We start from the raw sequence: 16,097 nt of genomic DNA on the forward strand, positions 1-16,097 counted from the left end.
CGCTCGCTCGCGGGGACGTCGAGCCACGCGGTCGCCTCCGCGGGGAACGCGTACGCGCCGGCGTTCGCCAGCGTCGTCGGCGGATCCGTGGGCTTTTCGACCACGTCGGTGACGAGCCCGTCGCGGGTCGAGAGCACGCCGTAGTTCGACGGGTCGTCGACCCGGACCGCGCCGATGGTCGGGCCGTCGGCGAACAGCGCGTCGACGGCGCCGGGATCGTAGAGGTTGTCGCCGTTGAGCACGACGAACTCGCCGTCGAGATGGTCGCGGGCGGCCCGGACCGCGTCGGCGGTCCCGGCCTGCTCGTGTTGGACCGCGTAGCTGACCGGCACGCCCTCGTAGTCGTCGCCGAAGTACGTCCGGACTGCGTCGGCCTCGTAGCCGACGACGAAAACGAGTTGGTCGGCGCCGGCCCGGACGGCGGCGGCCGCGGCGTGGGCGGCCAGCGGCCGGTCGGCGACCGGCAACATCGGTTTCGGGAGCGACGCCGACAGCGGGCGGATCCGCGTGCCTTCACCCGCCGCGAGGATGACTGCGTTCATCGGGCTCGAATTGGTGCTCGTCCGGTTTGAGTGTGGGGGTCTCGTGGCTCCCCGTGTTCTTTTATTCTTCGGCGTGGTTGGATTCAGTACCGCCACCGCGTTCTCGACCCGTCACCCGCGACGGCGGGTCGGAGAACGCCGGTATCGTTCAATAGAACGTACCGGACTCAAGTACGGGAAGGATAGATTAATACGTTCGATAGCGTTAGGGCAGGTACTTGGCGAACTGTCTGCGACATCTCCCCCCGAACGAACGAGGACACGACCTACAACGAATGAATATAAACACATCCGACAGGAGACAGCTCGAACAGTCCTCGAACGTGCTCCTGCTGGCTCCGTTAACGCCGACAGGCAACCGAGCCTGTCTCGAACTGCTCGCGGCCGTAGAACCGCCCGCGCGGACCAACGTCGCCGCCGTGACCTACACGCCGCCGCCCGAGACGTGGGTGGCAAACTGGCGCGAACACGTCGGGATGCTTCCCGCGGAACTCGCGTTCATCCACGCCAACACGGTCGAGACGCGGCCCGACGGGGAAGACTCGCTTCCCGAGCGCGTGTCGGTCGGCCGGGTCGACCCGAACCAGCCGATGGACATCATCGCGCCGCTGAGCGAGCAGCTGACCCGGTGGCAGGACAACGGCAACCAGACGGTGGTGTCGGTCCAGACGCTGACCGTCCTGCTCGAGTACGTGGACTTCGACACCGCGTTCCGGTATCTCCACATCCTGACCCACCGGGTCGGGGCCGTCGACGCCATCGGGGTCTACCACATGGATCCGGACGTTCACGACGAAAAGACGATCAACACGCTCGAAACGCTGTTCGACGCGGTCGTGGAGGTGTCCCCGGACGGCGAGGAGTGGTCGGTGACCGAGACGTACGGCGACCGGACCGCGACCAGCGACCACACCCAGAACCACGACACGGACGTCGAGATCGACGACACCGACGGCGGCGTGTTCGATGCCATCCGGGACTCGCTGTCGTCGCTGTTCTCGGGCGGAGACGCCGCCGCGTCGAACGGCGAGAACTCGACGCAACGACCGACCACCGACGGCCCGGCGAGCCCCTCCGACTCGCCCGCCGGAAACGCGGTCGACGACGTGCCGAACGACGCGATGCTCACCGACGAGGACCGCATCCGCGAGCTACTCACCAGTTACGGCGGTCGGATGAAACAGACCGACGTGACCGAGGAGACCGACTGGTCGAAATCCACCGTCAGCCGAAAGCTCTCGAAGATGGAGGACAAAGGCCTCATCACTCGGGTCCAGGTCGGTCGAGGGAACCTCGTCTTCCTGAGCGGTTACGAGCCCGAGACCGCCAAATCGCCGTTCGAGACGGAGTCGAGCTGATCATGTTCGGTGTCAGTCACGCGCGGATGCGGTCGATCGGCCGCGTCGCGAAACCGAGCGGCCAGAGAGGTTACGATCACAGAGTATGAGTGAATCAACAGGGAGTCAGAACGAGACCGGTTCCATGCCCCAGCAAGCGACAGTCCTGATAGCCGACGACGAGCGGCCGATCACCGACGCGTACGCACAGTGGCTCGAAGAGGAGTACGCGGTCCGGACCGCCTACAGCGGTTCCGAGGCGCTCGACAAGCTCGACGCCGAGGTCGACGTCGTGCTCCTCGACCGGCGGATGCCCGACATCTCGGGCGAGGACGTGCTCGACGAGATCCACGATCGGGGGCTCACCTGCCGGGTCGCGCTGGTCTCGGCGGTCGAACCCGACTTCGACATCCTCGAACTCGGCTTCGACGCGTACCTCGAAAAGCCGGTGTCGAACGCCGAAGAGCTCCTCGAGACCGTCGAGACGCTGGTGCGGCGCACCACCTACGACGCTCAGATGCGGCGGTTCCTGTCGCTGGCGAACAAGAAGGCCGCGATCGAAGCCAAGAAGGCCCCCGAAGAGCTCGAAGCCAACGACGAGTACGTCGAACTCACCGAGGAGCTCGCCGAACTTCGCACCCGCCTCTCGGAGACGGCGACCGAACTCGACGACGACGACCTCCGGGCGGAGTTCTACGACCCCGAGGGCTGACTCGTCTCGCTGACGCAGGGACGTGACGGGCTCGAACGCCGCGCGGTCGGATCTCGGGTCGGTTCACCGATCGCCGACTTTTTGACAGAACGGCCCGCAGAGCCGGTATGGAAGCCGACGAGATCCACCCGCAGGCGCGGGCGATGCTCGACCGGCGCGAGCAGCTCGGCCTCGCCCCGATCCGAGAGGTCGGGCTCGGCCGCTTGCGCCTCCTGATGCGGCTCACGAACTGGGTTCAGAACCGGAACCCCCCGTCGGTCGGCCGGACCGTCGATCGGACGATCCCGGGGCCCGGCGGCGACCTCCCGGTCCGACTCTACCGGCCCACCGGCGAGGGGCCGTTCCCGACGGTGGTCTACTTCCACGGCGGCGGGTACGTCATCGGCGATCTGGCGAGCCACGATCTACTGTGTCGCCATCTGACCCGCGAGAGCGACTGCGTGGTGATGGCGGTCGACTACCGGCTCGCGCCCGAGCACCCGTTCCCGGCGGCGGTCGAGGACGCCTACGCCGCGACGAAGTGGGCGGCCGACAACACCGACGCGCTCGCCGGCGACGGTCGGCTGGCGGTCGCGGGCGACAGCGCGGGCGGCGCGCTGGCGGCCGTCGCGTCCCTGATGGCGGCCGAGAAGGCGGGCCCCGATATCGACTATCAGGCGCTTCTGTACCCCGGCGTCGGCGTCGAGGACGGTCAGGAGTCGGTCGAGAAACACGGCGGTCGGGTCTTAGAGCGGGGGGATCTAGAGTGGTTCCGTGACTGCTACTTCGAGAGCGACGTCCACGAGCGCAACCCCTACGCCGACCCGTCGAACGCCTGTGACCTCTCGGGGGTCCCGCCGGCGACGGTCCTCACCGCGGGCTTCGACCCGCTCCGGGACGGCGGCGCGAACTACGCCGACCAGTTGGCGGCCGACGGCGTCGACGTCCGCCACGTCAACTACGACGACATGATCCACGGCTTCGCGACCATGACCGAGGAGATCGACCGCGCCCGCGAGGCCATCGCCGAGATCGCCGACCACCTCCGTGCGGCGTTCGACGAGTCCGAATCGACTCGCTGATCGCGGTTCGTTTAAGTGGTTCTGGCGATAAGGTGTAGATACGAGGCGAAACGGATCGCCGTTCTCCCGGAGCAATCGCCCGCCGAGCCACGGCGTTCGACGGTTCGACGAGCCGTATATTTAAACCGCGTCGCGCCGCTAGAGGTGGGTGATGACCGAGAGCGACTCCGACGCGGCGCTTCCGACGTGGCAACACGACCCCGCGGACGATCGCCACTTCAGCCGGCGTGCCGGCGACGGCGCGGTCGCGCGCGCGGACCTCCAGCGCGACGGCATCGTCCGTCAGTGGGGGCCGGTGACGCCGGCCGCGACCCAGATCGGCCGTGCGCGCTCGCCCGACGCGGACCTCTCCGACAGCGTCCGCCGACTCCACGAGGAGCGCCACGCGGCGATGGCCGGCCACAGCGAGCGGATGCACCGCCTCGACAAGCTCCGGATCACCCACGCCCTCTGCAACGACCTGTCGCTGACGCCGTGGCAACGCGACCGGGTCATCGGCGTGATGGCCGACCTCGATCTCACCGCGTTCGGGAGCCAGCGGGCGATCCCGAAGGTCGCGCTCGTCACGATCCGCCACGTCGTCGACACCGAGCGCGAGCGGTACCTCGGGCTCCACGACGCCGAGTGGATCGGGAGCCTCCCGCCCGAGCGCCTCGAAGCCCTCTACGATCAGTTCGACTCGATCACCGACGATCCGGCGTTCGCCGACCTCGCCGAAAAACACGGCATCGACATCACGAGCCTGAACCGGCTCCGACGGGTCCTGAGAGACCAGATCGACGAGCGGGGGCTCGACGAGGCGGTCCACGGCCACAACCCCTACCGCGACCCGAACCTCCCGAGCCTCGAAACCCGAGGGTCCGGCGACGGGCGGAGCGGCGGCTTCGAGGGGACGCGAGACCAGTAGAACCCGGATCGACCTCGGCTCGTATATTCTCCTTATCGCCAAAAGCACTTAAACGACCGCCGGACGCGAGCGATCGACTCGGCAACGACTCCCACATTCACCAATCTTTTTACGTGTGTCCTCGGAGTTTGCACCCGTACCTCTCGGCCCCGACGCGATCGACCCGGGGCCGGGTCCGCACCCGACATGACCGACACGTCGCCCTCGCTGGTGCCCGACGACGAGCAGTCGCGCGACCGCCTCCGGACGCTGTTGGTCGTGTGCTGTGTCGTGGCCATCGCGCTCGCCGCGATAGTCGTGCCGGCGGTCTCCTCGTCGGGGCTGGGCGACTCGCCGCTGGGCTCGACCGTCCCGCAACCGAACGCCGACCCGTACGACGCCGCGCCCGCCGGTAGCGGTGGCGGCGCCGACGCGCTCTCCGGGGGCGGGAGCCTCGGCGCGCTCAATCCCGGCGAGCGAACCGACGTGGGCGGGCCGCTGGCGAGCGACGGCGCCAGCGCCTTCCGATCGCAGAACGCCGCGGTCCACTTCACCGTCCGAGCCAGCGCGAAGAGCTACTGGCGGACCGGCGCGTACGACACCTACACCGGTGCTGGCTGGGAGCGATCCGGCGAGCCCCGACCGTACACCGGGCCGCTCGGCGGCGAGGGAATCGCCGGCGAGCGCGTCGAGTACCGGGTCCGACTCAATCAGTCGGCGACCGCGCTCCCGAGCGTCTGGCGTCCCGAGTCGATCTCGGGCGTCGACTCGCCGCTCGTCACCGACCGCCGTGCGTTCGCCAGCGAGACGGCCCTGCCGGCGGGCACGACCTACGCGGGCGTGAGCCACCGACCTCCGCAGGACCCGACGTTGCTCCGCACCGCGGGCCGCGAGTACCCCGACGAGATCGAGTCGCGGTACACCGCCCTGCCCGAGGACACCGAGCGCCGGCTCGCCCCGTTCACCGCGAACCTGACCGCCGACGCCGACTCGCCGTACGGGACCGCGACCCGGATCGAATCGTGGCTCGAAGCGAACAAGAGCTACTCGCTGAACGCCAGCCGCCCCGGCGAGGACGCGGCCGCCGAGTTCGTCTTCGAGATGGAGCAAGGCTACTGCGAGTACTTCGCGACCTCGATGACAGCGATGCTCCGGTCCCAGGGCGTCCCCGCCCGGTACGTCGTCGGCTACTCGACCGGCCAGCAGGTCGGGCCAAACACCTACGAAGTCCGGGGGATGAACGCCCACGCGTGGGTCGAGGTGTACTTCCCGGAGGTCGGGTGGGTCCGGTTCGACCCCACGCCGGGGAGCGACCGACTCCGGGCCGAACAGGCCGCGCTCGAAAACCGGACCGGCGAGACCGACTACGACCCCGTCGAGGAGGGGAGCCCGAACGAGACGTTCTCCGCGGAGGGCACCGTGACGCCCGGGGCGGGCCAGACGGGCGGGGACGGTGTCGGCACCGCCACCGGCGCGACGGCCGACGCCACCGCCGGCGGCTCGACGGCGGGCCCGGCGACCGAGGGCGGGTCGGACGGGACGGCCGACGGCGAACCCGGGACCGCGACCGACCCGGGGGCGTCGACCGGCACGCCCGACGGCTCGGGCGCGACGACGGACGACGCCGGCGGGACGCAGTCGGGCGAGTCCGGCGGAGAAGAGAGCGGATCGGACGAGACGACCGGCGGAGAAGCGACCGAGACCACCGGCGACGGATCGAGCGAACCGGGCGAAACGACCGACGACGCCGAGGACACCGACGACACTGACGAGACCGACAACTCCGAAAAGACCGACGAGACCGACGAGACCGACGAGACCGACGAGACCGAAGAGACCGAAGAGACCGAAGAGACCGACAACTCCGAAAAAACCGACGGGGCCGACGAGACGGCCGCCGCCGGCTACGACGTTTCGCTCAACCGCACGCCGGTGCCGGGCGCGACCGTGACCGCGACCGTCGCTCGCGACGGATCGCCGGCGTCGGGCGTGGAGGTCCTGTTCAACGGCGAGCAGGTCGGAACGACCGACGACGCGGGACGAGTGTCTGGCGAGGTCCCCTACGCCCGGAATCTCACCGTGACGGTACGCGAGGTCTCCCGGACCGCCGCGATGGGGTCGCTGGCGTTCGACCGCCCCGCCTCGGTCTCGACGCCGCCCGGCGCGCTCTCGGTCGCCAACGAGACCAACGGTTCTCGATCGTACGCGCTCGAGACCAACGCCACGCTGACCGTGTCGAGCGAGATCGTCACCGGCGGCGAGGTGGTCGTGACCGCGACGGTCGACGACGTCCCGCTCCGGAACGCCGACGTGCGGGTCGGCGGCGAGCGAGTCGCCGAGACCGACCGCCGGGGACGGGCAGAGATCCGACTCCCCGACTCGCCCGGTCCCGTCACGGTCGCGGCCTCGCGCGGCCCGGTGTCGGGCGAGACGACCGTCGAACTCCCGGCGCTGAACGTCACCGCCGAGCCGTCGCTCCCGGTCGCCCTGCCGGCCACCGGCGTCGAGGTGTCGGCGAACTACGACGGCGAGCCGGTGGCGAACGCGTCGGTGGCGGTCGGCGGCGCCGACCTGACAACCGGCGTCGACGGCACCGCGACCGCCCGGCTCCCGTTCGCGTCGAGCGCCGACGTCGTCGTCTCGGCCGACGGCCAGACCGCCCGGGAGACCGTCTCGGGGCTGTTCGCGAACCTCGCGGGCGTCCTGCTCGGGGTCGCGCTCGCGGTCGGCGGGCTGGCCTTGTTCGCGGCTCGACGGGGCGTGACGCCCCGACGCGTCGCGGGCGTCGTGCTCGCCGCGACGACCGCCCTGCCGCGGCTCGCGGTCGCCGCGCTGTTCGGGATCGCGGCGTTCCTCGAAGAAGCGATCGCGTCGGTCGCGGCCGCGCTCCGGGAGCTCGTGGCCCGCGAGACGACCGTCCGCGAACTGCTCGCGCGGCTCCGGGCGTGGCTGGGCGAGCGGATCGAAGCGATGCGGTCGCGGGTTCGCCGGTCGGTCGAGGACCGCGCCGGCACCCCGGCCGCCGACGACGACGCCGAAACCACCGACGAGGACTCCTATCGGACGCTCCGGGAGGCGTGGCGCGAGTTCCTCGGCGCCGTCTCGGTGCGCCGGCCGGCCGCGATGACCCCCGGCGAGCTCGCGGTCCACGCCGTCCGGGTCGACGACCTCCCGGCCGACGCGGTGGCGACGCTCAGAGACGCGTTCCGGGACGTCGAGTACGGCGCTCGCTCGCCGGCCGACCGACTCGCCCGCGTCGAGGACGCGCTGGCGGCCATCGAGGCGGCGACCCGGCCCGAAGATGACGCCGACGCCGACGGCGCGGGGGGTGAGGACTGATGGGCCGGCGTCTGCTCGGGGGCCTCGGCGCGCTCCTGACCGCGGCCACCGCGGTCGTCGTCTTCGCGCCCGACGTCGCGGCCGAGCAGGTGGCCGCGGTCGCCGCCCGCCTCGAATCTCGCGACCCTCGGCGACTCCTGCTCGCGCTCGGCGCGGTCGTCGGGCTCTACGCCGCGTGGAGCGCCCGGTCGGGGTCGGCTCGCCCGCCGGCTCCCGTCGGGCCGTCGGCGCCGTTCGAAGGGGTCGGCGACCCGCCCGAGCGCGTCACCGCCGCCGATCGCCCCCGGACCGGTCGGACCCTCGACGAGCGCGTCGCCGACGCGGTCGCGGGCGACCCGGCGGCGCTGGCGTCGGTCCGGGCGACCCTCGCGGGGACCGCGGAGGCGGCTCACGCCCGCCGGGCTGACTGCTCGCCCGAGGCGGCGACCCGGGCGGTCGAGACCGGCGCGTGGACCGCCGACCAGACCGCCGCGGCATTTCTCGCCACCGAGGGCGGGCCGGCGTTCCCGCTCGGGGCCCGGCTCCGAAAGTGGCTCGACCCCGAGGCCGAGCGCCGGCGCCGCATCGAGCGCACGGTCGCGGCGCTCGAGGACCCCTTCGACGCCGGATCGACCGGAGACGGAGGTGAGGCGACGTGACCCGCGAGCGCGTCCCGCGGTGGCGGGGCGGCCTCGCCGGGACGCTCCTGCTGACCGCGATCAGCCTGCTGTACGCCGAACCGCGGCTGTTGGCGGCGTCGGTCGTCCCGCTGAGCTACGTCGCGTACGGCGCGCTCTCGGCGCTGTCGGACGCGCCCGCGCCGAGCGTCGAGCGGTCGTTCTCGCCCGCAGAGCCGCCACCGGGCGCGACCGTCGAGGTGAAACTCACCGTCCGCAACGAGGGCGAGTCGGCGCTCGCGGACCTCCGGCTCGTCGACGCGGTCCCCGACGAGCTACGGGTGGTCGAGGGGTCGCCGCGCGCCGCGCTCGCGCTCCGGCCGGGCGAGACCGCGACGGCGACGTACTCGGTCGTCGCCACCCGCGGGGACCACGCGTTCGGCGACCCCGCGATCCGGGTCCGGACGCTGAGCGGGACCGACCGGGCGACCGTCGCGGTCGAGGCGTCGGGCGCCGACACCCTCTCGTGCTCGCTCGGAGTGTCCGAGCCGCCGTTCGCGAGCCCGTCGCCCCGCCGGGTCGGCACCCACACGACCGACTCGGGCGGGGAGGGCATCGAGTTTCACTCGACCCGGGAGTACCGGCCGGGCGACTCGCTGAGCCGGATCGACTGGCGGCGGTTCGGCAAGACCGGCGACCTCACGACGGTCCGGTTCCGCGAGGAGCGGGCGGCTCGGACCGTGGTCGTCGTGGACGCCCGTCCCGTCGCGCGGGCGACCGCCCGGGCCGGCTACCCGAACGGCGCCGAGCTGTCGGCGTACGCGGCCGAACGCCTGTACGACGCGCTCACCGCGGCGGGCGTGGCGACGACCGTCACCGCGGTCGGGCTCCGGGACGGCGACTACGAGGGCGCGCTCCCGCCCGACGGCCTCCCGTGGGTCGGCACCGACGACGGGGTCGGGAGCGCCCGGCGGGTCTTCGCGGCGGTCGGGCGCGCGGCCGAGCGCGACGACCCCGGATCGGTCCCGACCGACGAGTCCGACGGCTCGCTGGCCGCGCCGGCCGCCGGGCCCCGGGAGCCGACGGCCGAGCGCCCGGACGATGCGGCCGACGCCCCCGGCGCGGCGGCCCCGGACGGCGGTCGGACCGACCCCGTGATCCGCCGGCTGTTGGCCCGACTGCCGGCGGACTCGCAGGTCGTGCTGGTCTCGCCGGCGCTCGACGGCTGGCCCGAGTCGCTCGCGGAGTCGCTTGCGGTCCGGGGTCACGAACTGGCGGTCCTCAGCCCCGACGTGACCGGCGACGACTCGCCGGGCCGGACGGTCGCGGCCGCCAGACGGACGCTACGGCTCTGGGACCTCCGGGCGACCGGCGCGTCGACGGTCGACTGGGATGTCGCCGACCCGCTCGACGTCGCGCTCGAACGATCGCTACGGACGCTCCTCGCACACTCATGACAGACGCTACTCCCGATCGTGCGCCCGACAGCCCGACCGACACCGTCCCGGAGCGAAACTGGGCCCCGACCCGAACGAGCACCGCGATCGCCGGACTCGGCACCGTCTGTGGCGTCGCGCTCCTGAGCCGGCTCGCGGGGGTCGGCGCCGGCGTGCCGGTCGCCGGGGCGGGCGCGGTCGGGCTCGCGGCCGCGCTCTGGCTGTTGGACCTCGACTCGTGGCGGGTCTCCGGGACGCTGGCGGCGAGCCTCCTCGTCGTGCCCGCGGTCGGCGCTGTCGCGGCCGGGATCGGCTACGAACTGCTCGTCGAGTTCGCGGCGGTGTTCCCCGCACCGAACCCGACCCGGGTGGCGGGCCAGAGCCTCCGGCTCCTCGGGATCGCGGCGGTGCTCTGTGGCTGTACGCTCGCGGTCTTCGGCGCGGCCGCGTCGGTCCGGCGGGTCGCCACCGGCGAGACGCTGGGGCGGTGCTGGGGGCTGGTGGTCCGGACCGCCGTCGTCCCGGTTGCGGTCGCCGTCGGGCTCGCGGCCACCGCCCTCGCGACGGAGTACGATCTGGTGGCGGTCGACCGGATCGTCGACCGGGTCGCGACCGGGGCGTCGGGCTGGCTGTTCGCCCCCGCCGCGTCCGACCCGGAGATCGGGTCGTTCGCCGCGGTGGTCGCGGCCGCGGCGTTCGCGACCTACCGGGCGCTCCGGGCGCTCCCGATCCGCGAACTCGCGGGCGGGGCGACGGTCGGCGACCTCGAAGTGGCGGCCGTCGCGGACGCCCTCGACCGCGCGGCGGTCTGGGTCGCGACCGCGGCGCTGGCCGCGCTCCCGATCGCACTCCTCGTCGGCGTCGCGGTCCCGACCGACGCCCTCCGCGCGGCGCTCCCGCCCGCCGCCTTCGATCCGCTCGTCGACGTGACCACCGACACCGGGCTTCGCCGCGCCCTCGTCGGGCTGACCGTCGGCGCGCTCGCGGTCGCGGTCGCGGTCGCGCTCGTGAGAGGGTCGGCCCGCACGCCGACCGCCGACCTGCTCGTCGGCTACGCGCCGCACGCCGCGGGCGTCGCGATCGCCGCCGCGTCGTGGGTCGCCGGCGAACGGGTCGTCGACGGACTGGTCGCGTTCGTCGCCGGGCGGCTCGACGCGGCGCTCGCCGACCAGTTCCGCCGGCTCTCTGGGGGAGTCGTCGACTTCTACGGCGCCGAGACCGTCGTCGTCGGGCTCGCCGCGCTGGTGGCGTTTCTGGCGGCGCTCGGCGTGTTCGCCCTCTGGTTTTGCTTCGCGATCGGGCTCGTCGCCGACGCGGTCGCCGGGCCGTCGCTCGCGGCCGGCGGGCTGTTCGTCGCGGCGGCGTTCGCGGGGACGCTTGACGTGCCCCTCTGGACGGTGCTCGCGGGGCTCGCGCTCGCGCTCGTCATCTGGGACGCGGGGGAGTTCGCGACGACGCTCGGCGCCGAGGTCGGTCGGCGAGCCGACACCCGCCGCGCCGAACTGTTGCACGCGGTCGGAACGGTCGCGGTCGGGGGGCTCGCGCTCGCGGCCGCCGACGGCGTGGCGGACGCGATCCCGTCGGCGGCGCCGACGGCGGTCGGCGGCGTGACCGTCGCGCTCGTCGGCGCGGTCGGCGCGATCGTCCTGCTGGTGGCGGCGCTCCGGTGAGCCGGCCGCCGGTCGCGCGGACTTACAGCTCGTGGGTCCGGCCCTCGTCGCCGGTCTCCGGGAGCGCCGACTCGGATTCGCCGGCGGCGTCGACCGCATACGTCCGGATCGCCGCCGACGGAACCACCCACACCTCCGCGGCGTACCAGCAGAACAGCCGACTCGCCTCCGCGTGGGCCGCGTCGGCGTCGCCCGCCCGAACCCGCCCGACGTACCGCGGGTCGTCGCCGGCCTCGTCGCGGGCGAACACCTCCCACGTCCGGTCCGGGTCCGCACGCGCGGGTCCGACCTTCGCGCGTCTCGCTTTCTCGACCATGGACGGCGATTCGAACGGGGCGAAAAACGAGTTGCGGCGGTTCCCGGCCCGCGGGAGCCGCCCCGATGACGTTCGGCGCGCCGCTCAGGTGGGCGTGACAGCGGGCACGTCGACCCGATCGAGCACGTCGGCGACGACCGCCTCCCGGTCGACGCCCCGGACGCCCGCCTCGTCGGTCAGCACCAGCCGATGGGCGAGCGCCGGCCGCGCGACCCGCTTGACGTCGTCGGGCACCACGTAGTCGCGGCCGTTGACGACCGCGCCGGCGCGGGCGGCCTCGAACAGCCGCTGGACTCCGCGCGGCGAGACGCCGACGTCGATCCGGTCGTCCTCTCGGGTCGCCCGCCCGAGCGCGACCACGTAGTCCCGGAGCTTGTCGTCGACCCGGATGCCTTCGAGCACCCGTTGGATCTCGGGGACCTCCCGGCCCTGCAGGACCGCCTCGACGCTCGGGGCCTTCGCGACCCGGTCGGCCCGCCGGTCGATGAGTTCGCGCTCGCCGTCGAAGTCGGGGTAGCCCATCTCGGTCTTGACGATGAACCGGTCGCGCTGGGCCTCCGGCAGGCCGAAGGTGCCCTGCTGTTCGACCGGATTCTGGGTCGCGAGCACGAAGAACGGCTCGGGGAGCCGGTGGGTGTCGCCGTCGACGGTGACCTGTCCTTCCCCCATGGCTTCGAGGAGCGCGGCCTGAGTCTTGGGCGGCGCGCGGTTGATCTCGTCGGCCAGCACCACGTTCGCGAAGACGGGGCCGGGCGAGAACTCGAAGTCGCCGGTCCCCTCGTTGTACACGTTCGAGCCGGTGATGTCGGCCGGGAGGAGGTCGGGAGTGAACTGGATGCGCGAAAACGAGAGTCCGAGCGCGTCGGCGAAGCTCCGGGCGGTCAGGGTCTTGCCCGTGCCGGGCACGTCCTCCAGCAGGACGTGGCCCCGGGCGAGGATCCCGGTGAGGACGGTTTCGAGGAACTCCCGGTCGGCGATGACCGCGTCGCCGACCGCGTCGAGGACGCGCTCGCATCGCTTCGTTGCGGTCGGTTGGTCCATGCGCCGACATCTCGGCGCCCGATTAAAAGGGTTCGGCCCGCCTCGGGCGATCGCGGTCGCTCCGGGGCGAAAGGCGTTAGACGACCGGCCCCTACCGCCCGGACGTGGACGAGACAATCGAGTGGCTCCGCGAGCGCCCCTACTACGACGGCCAGATCGCGGCCCACCGCACCCGACCCGGACGGGCGGGCGAGACCCGCGACGTGGCGCTCGAATCGCGACTGGAGTCGGCGCTCGCCGACCGCGGGATCGAGGCGCTCTACCGCCATCAGGCCGCGGCGGTCGAGGCGGTCCGCGGCGGGGCGAACGCCGTCGTCGCCACGCCGACCGCCAGCGGCAAGAGCCTGACCTACACCGTCCCCGCGTTCGAGCGCGCGATGGATCACGGCGGGCGGACTCTCTACGTCGCCCCGCAGGTCGCGCTCATCAACGACCAGCACGAGACGCTGTCGGGGCTCGCGCGCGACCTCGGGTTCGGGAGCCGCGTCTCGGTCGAGCGATACACCGGTCGGCTCGACCGGACGGACAAAGAGGCGGTCCGGGACCGCCGGCCGACCGTCCTGCTCGTGACCCCGGACATGCTCCACTACGCGCTGTTGCCCCACGCCTACCGGCTCTGGGACTGGTTCTTCAAGGGCCTCGAAACGGTGGTGCTCGACGAGGTCCACGAGTACCGCGGGGTGTTCGGGAGCCACGTCTCGCTCGTGGTACGCCGGCTCCGGCGGGTCTGTGAGCGCTACGATTCGGACCCCGATTTCGTCTGCTGTTCGGCCACCATCGGCAACCCGGTCGAGCACGCCGCGAGCGTGACCGGCGAGCCCGAATCGTCGTTCCGGCTCGTCGACGAGGACGCGAGCGCGACCGGCCCGACCCACTGGGTGTTGTGGAACCCGCCCGAGTACGAGAACCCCGCGGCGGGAGCCAGCGGCCGCCGCACGTCGAGCCACACCGAGACCAAGCGGCTGTTCGCCGACCTCGTCTCGAAGGGCTACCAGACGCTGACGTTCACCCGGGCGCGACAGGCCGCCGAGCGGTACGCGATGGAGAGCGCCGACGAACTCCGCGAGCGCGGTCGCGGGGACCTCGCGCCCGACGTGACCGCGTATCAGGCCGCGCTGGGTCGCGACCGACGAAGCGAGATCGAAGACGGGCTCCGGGACGGCGAGATTCCGGGCGTCTGGAGCACGAACGCCTTGGAGCTCGGGGTCGACATCGGCGGGCTCGACGCCGTCCTGCTCGACGGCTACCCCGGCACTCGGATGGCGGCGTTCCAGCAGGCCGGCCGCGCCGGCCGGGGCGAGGACCCCGCGCTGGTGGGGCTGGTCGCGGGCGAGGACCAGCTCGACCAGTACCTGATGAGCGATCCCGACGAGCTGTTCGACGGCGACCCCGAGCGCGCGGTCGTGAACCCCGCGAACGACGAACTGATGCCCGATCACGTCCGCTCGGCGGCTCGCGAGACGTGGCTCGAACCCGCCGACGAGCGCTTCTTCGGCGAGGAGTTTTCGGATCTGGTCGCGGGGCTCGAAGACGCGGGCGAACTCGAGCGCCGCACCACCGCCGAGGGAGTCCGGTGGACGTACGACGGCGGCGGCAGTCCCCAACACGAGACGAGCCTCCGGACCATCGACGACCGCGAGGTGAACCTGCTCGACCGCAGGAACGGCGAGACCGTCGCGACCCTACCATTTGGCGACGCGCTGACCGACGCCCACCCCGGCGCGATCTACTACCACCAGGGGCAGGCCTACGAGGTGGTCGAGTTGGACCTCGACGCCGGCGTCGCCGAACTCACGCCGACGTGGGCCGACTACTACACCAAGGTCCTCCACGAGAAGGCCATCACCGTCGAAGCCGACCGCCGCGAGAAGCGCCTCTCGACCCGCGAGGACGTCCCGGTCCGGCTCGCGGACGTCACGATGCGCAAGCAGATCACCGGGTTCGAGCGCCGGGACGGGACCACCGGCGACGCGCTGGCTCGCGAGTCGCTCGACCTCCCGGAGCTGTCGCTGTCCACGACGGCGCTGTACTTCACCGTCCCCGCCGACGTCGAGGCCGAGGTGCGCGAGCGCGGGGACTTCCCCGGCGCCATCCACGCCGCCGAGCACGGGCTGATCTCGCTGTTCCCGCTCGAACTCCTCTGCGATCGGGGCGACATCGGCGGCCTGTCGACGCCCCGCCACCCCCACACCGACCAGAGCACGATCTTCGTCTACGACGGCTACCCCGGCGGCGTCGGACTGGTCCGGGAGGGCTACGAGACCGTCGAGTCGCTCCTTTCGACCACCGCCGAGATGATCGGCGGGTGTGACTGCGACTCGACCGGCGGGTGTCCGGCCTGCGTCCAGTCGCCCCACTGCGGGAACGCAAACGAGCCGCTCGACGCCGAGCGGGCCGAGTACCTGTTGGGGGCGCTGACCGAGCCGGACGCCACGTAGCGCCGGCCCGGGGTGTTCGAAAAAAGCGGGGGCGAGCCGTCGGGGCGGGCTCGCTCAGCTCGAGGGCGTATCGAGGCTCCAGCCGGGGTCGCGTCCCGTGCGCTCGATGTGGTCGGACCGACACGCCGGACAGTAGTCGGGGGCCGTCGCGTGGCTTCGGGGGACGTAGACCGCGCCGCCACACGCCACGCAGGCGTCGTCGACGACCGTCGCGCAGTCGGCACAGACGTTGAAATCGTCGACCGTGAGATCGCGCAGCGGTTCGAGTTGTTTATCCAAGATGTACTCGTCGATGACCGTCTGGCAGTTCTGGCACGGTTGCATGGCGATACGAGTAGTTCCTTGAGACCACACCACATAGTCTTGTCGCTGTCGTGGGAATTTGCCGACGGCGACAGTCCGGGGAGGCCCGGACGCTCGCCACCGCGCGTCGGTCCGACGACCCAGCGACCGGACCCGGCGCTCGAACCGACCCGATTTTGGTACTGCGCGCCGAGCACACACACGATGGCGAGTGACACCGACGAGGACGTCCCCGACGTGCCGATCGTCTGCTCGGAGTGCGAGACCACCAGCCGGGTCCCGCTTCCGGAGCTCGAAGCGACGCTCGCGCGCCACAACGACCGTCGACACGGCGGCGACCCGGTCGCGGAGGTCGACCCCGACCTCGCGGACACGCTGGCGGACCTCGTCGCCGAGGACCTCCAGTTGTTAGACGAGTAG

Annotated in this window: 14 protein-coding genes; 10 read left to right on the forward strand and 4 right to left on the reverse strand. The window is 72.2% G+C overall.

Annotated features, from left to right (window positions below):
* Positions 1-542, reverse strand: a 542-nt coding sequence (locus EPL04_RS05780; RefSeq protein WP_167599430.1) for a sugar phosphate nucleotidyltransferase, incomplete at its 3' end; no start/stop codon positions are given.
* A 275-nt stretch (positions 543-817) separates the two neighbouring features.
* Here EPL04_RS05780 and EPL04_RS05785 point away from each other — a divergent pair.
* From EPL04_RS05785 to EPL04_RS05820, 8 genes are all read left to right on the forward strand, one after another.
* Complete coding sequence (locus EPL04_RS05785; RefSeq protein WP_134670323.1) at positions 818-1,900, forward strand: DUF7504 family protein; 1,083 nt, start codon at positions 818-820, stop codon at positions 1,898-1,900.
* A gap of 124 nt (positions 1,901-2,024) precedes the next feature.
* The gene (locus tag EPL04_RS05790; protein WP_134670674.1) at positions 2,025-2,591 is read left to right on the forward strand and encodes a HalX domain-containing protein; all 567 of its coding nucleotides are present in this window, start codon (positions 2,025-2,027) and stop codon (positions 2,589-2,591) included.
* A gap of 107 nt (positions 2,592-2,698) precedes the next feature.
* Entirely contained in the window at positions 2,699-3,652 is a 954-nt protein-coding gene (locus EPL04_RS05795) for an alpha/beta hydrolase (RefSeq protein WP_134670325.1), read from the forward strand.
* Between the two features lie 151 nt (positions 3,653-3,803).
* Positions 3,804-4,559: a DNA-directed RNA polymerase subunit epsilon gene (locus EPL04_RS05800; RefSeq protein WP_134670327.1), complete on the forward strand. Its 756-nt coding sequence runs from the start codon at positions 3,804-3,806 to the stop codon at positions 4,557-4,559.
* Between the two features lie 186 nt (positions 4,560-4,745).
* Complete coding sequence (locus EPL04_RS05805) at positions 4,746-7,877, forward strand: transglutaminase TgpA family protein (RefSeq protein WP_134670329.1); 3,132 nt, start codon at positions 4,746-4,748, stop codon at positions 7,875-7,877.
* Positions 7,877-8,515: a DUF7269 family protein gene (locus EPL04_RS05810; RefSeq protein WP_134670331.1), complete on the forward strand. Its 639-nt coding sequence runs from the start codon at positions 7,877-7,879 to the stop codon at positions 8,513-8,515. Before EPL04_RS05805 ends, EPL04_RS05810 begins: the two co-directional genes overlap by 1 nt.
* On the forward strand, positions 8,512-9,930 hold the full coding sequence (locus EPL04_RS05815) for a DUF58 domain-containing protein (protein WP_134670333.1): 1,419 nt from the start codon (positions 8,512-8,514) through the stop codon (positions 9,928-9,930). Before EPL04_RS05810 ends, EPL04_RS05815 begins: the two co-directional genes overlap by 4 nt.
* Entirely contained in the window at positions 9,927-11,579 is a 1,653-nt protein-coding gene (locus tag EPL04_RS05820) for a DUF7519 family protein (RefSeq protein WP_134670335.1), read from the forward strand. Before EPL04_RS05815 ends, EPL04_RS05820 begins: the two co-directional genes overlap by 4 nt.
* A gap of 22 nt (positions 11,580-11,601) precedes the next feature.
* Here the strand turns inward: EPL04_RS05820 and EPL04_RS05825 are convergent, their stop codons facing one another.
* Together EPL04_RS05825 and EPL04_RS05830 are read right to left on the reverse strand one after the other, a co-directional pair.
* Positions 11,602-11,895, reverse strand: coding sequence for an Htur_1727 family rSAM-partnered candidate RiPP (locus EPL04_RS05825; RefSeq protein WP_134670337.1), 294 nt, complete (start codon positions 11,893-11,895; stop codon positions 11,602-11,604).
* An 84-nt stretch (positions 11,896-11,979) separates the two neighbouring features.
* On the reverse strand, positions 11,980-12,936 hold the full coding sequence (locus EPL04_RS05830; protein WP_134670339.1) for an AAA family ATPase: 957 nt from the start codon (positions 12,934-12,936) through the stop codon (positions 11,980-11,982).
* Between the two features lie 104 nt (positions 12,937-13,040).
* Between EPL04_RS05830 and EPL04_RS05835 the strand changes: the two genes are divergently transcribed.
* Positions 13,041-15,374, forward strand: a complete 2,334-nt coding sequence (locus EPL04_RS05835; protein WP_134670341.1) for a DEAD/DEAH box helicase — start codon at positions 13,041-13,043, stop codon at positions 15,372-15,374.
* Between the two features lie 54 nt (positions 15,375-15,428).
* On the opposite strand, the gene EPL04_RS05840 is transcribed toward EPL04_RS05835, so the two are convergent.
* On the reverse strand, positions 15,429-15,698 hold the full coding sequence (locus EPL04_RS05840) for a DUF7571 family protein (protein WP_134670343.1): 270 nt from the start codon (positions 15,696-15,698) through the stop codon (positions 15,429-15,431).
* Positions 15,699-15,881: 183 nt separating this feature from the next.
* Here EPL04_RS05840 and EPL04_RS05845 point away from each other — a divergent pair, with 183 nt between their 5' ends.
* Positions 15,882-16,097, forward strand: coding sequence for a hypothetical protein (locus tag EPL04_RS05845; protein ID WP_134670345.1), 216 nt, complete (start codon positions 15,882-15,884; stop codon positions 16,095-16,097).

The organism is Halorussus marinus (assembly GCF_004521895.1).
GTDB classification, from domain to species: Archaea; Halobacteriota; Halobacteria; order Halobacteriales; family Haladaptataceae; genus Halorussus; species Halorussus marinus.

What these genes read in the sequence shown, in the direction of transcription:
- EPL04_RS05785 (WP_134670323.1), top strand. Translation starts at nt 818, where the DNA reads ATGAATATAAACACATCCGACAGGAGACAGCTCGAACAGTCCTCGAAC.
- EPL04_RS05790 (WP_134670674.1), top strand. Translation starts at nt 2,025, where the DNA reads ATGCCCCAGCAAGCGACAGTCCTGATAGCCGACGACGAGCGGCCGATC.
- EPL04_RS05795 (WP_134670325.1), top strand. Translation starts at nt 2,699, where the DNA reads ATGGAAGCCGACGAGATCCACCCGCAGGCGCGGGCGATGCTCGACCGG.
- EPL04_RS05800 (WP_134670327.1), top strand. Translation starts at nt 3,804, where the DNA reads ATGACCGAGAGCGACTCCGACGCGGCGCTTCCGACGTGGCAACACGAC.
- EPL04_RS05805 (WP_134670329.1), top strand. Translation starts at nt 4,746, where the DNA reads ATGACCGACACGTCGCCCTCGCTGGTGCCCGACGACGAGCAGTCGCGC.
- EPL04_RS05810 (WP_134670331.1), top strand. Translation starts at nt 7,877, where the DNA reads ATGGGCCGGCGTCTGCTCGGGGGCCTCGGCGCGCTCCTGACCGCGGCC.
- EPL04_RS05820 (WP_134670335.1), top strand. Translation starts at nt 9,927, where the DNA reads ATGACAGACGCTACTCCCGATCGTGCGCCCGACAGCCCGACCGACACC.
- EPL04_RS05825 (WP_134670337.1), bottom strand. Translation starts at nt 11,895, where the DNA reads ATGGTCGAGAAAGCGAGACGCGCGAAGGTCGGACCCGCGCGTGCGGAC.
- EPL04_RS05830 (WP_134670339.1), bottom strand. Translation starts at nt 12,936, where the DNA reads ATGGACCAACCGACCGCAACGAAGCGATGCGAGCGCGTCCTCGACGCG.
- EPL04_RS05840 (WP_134670343.1), bottom strand. Translation starts at nt 15,698, where the DNA reads ATGCAACCGTGCCAGAACTGCCAGACGGTCATCGACGAGTACATCTTG.
- EPL04_RS05845 (WP_134670345.1), top strand. Translation starts at nt 15,882, where the DNA reads ATGGCGAGTGACACCGACGAGGACGTCCCCGACGTGCCGATCGTCTGC.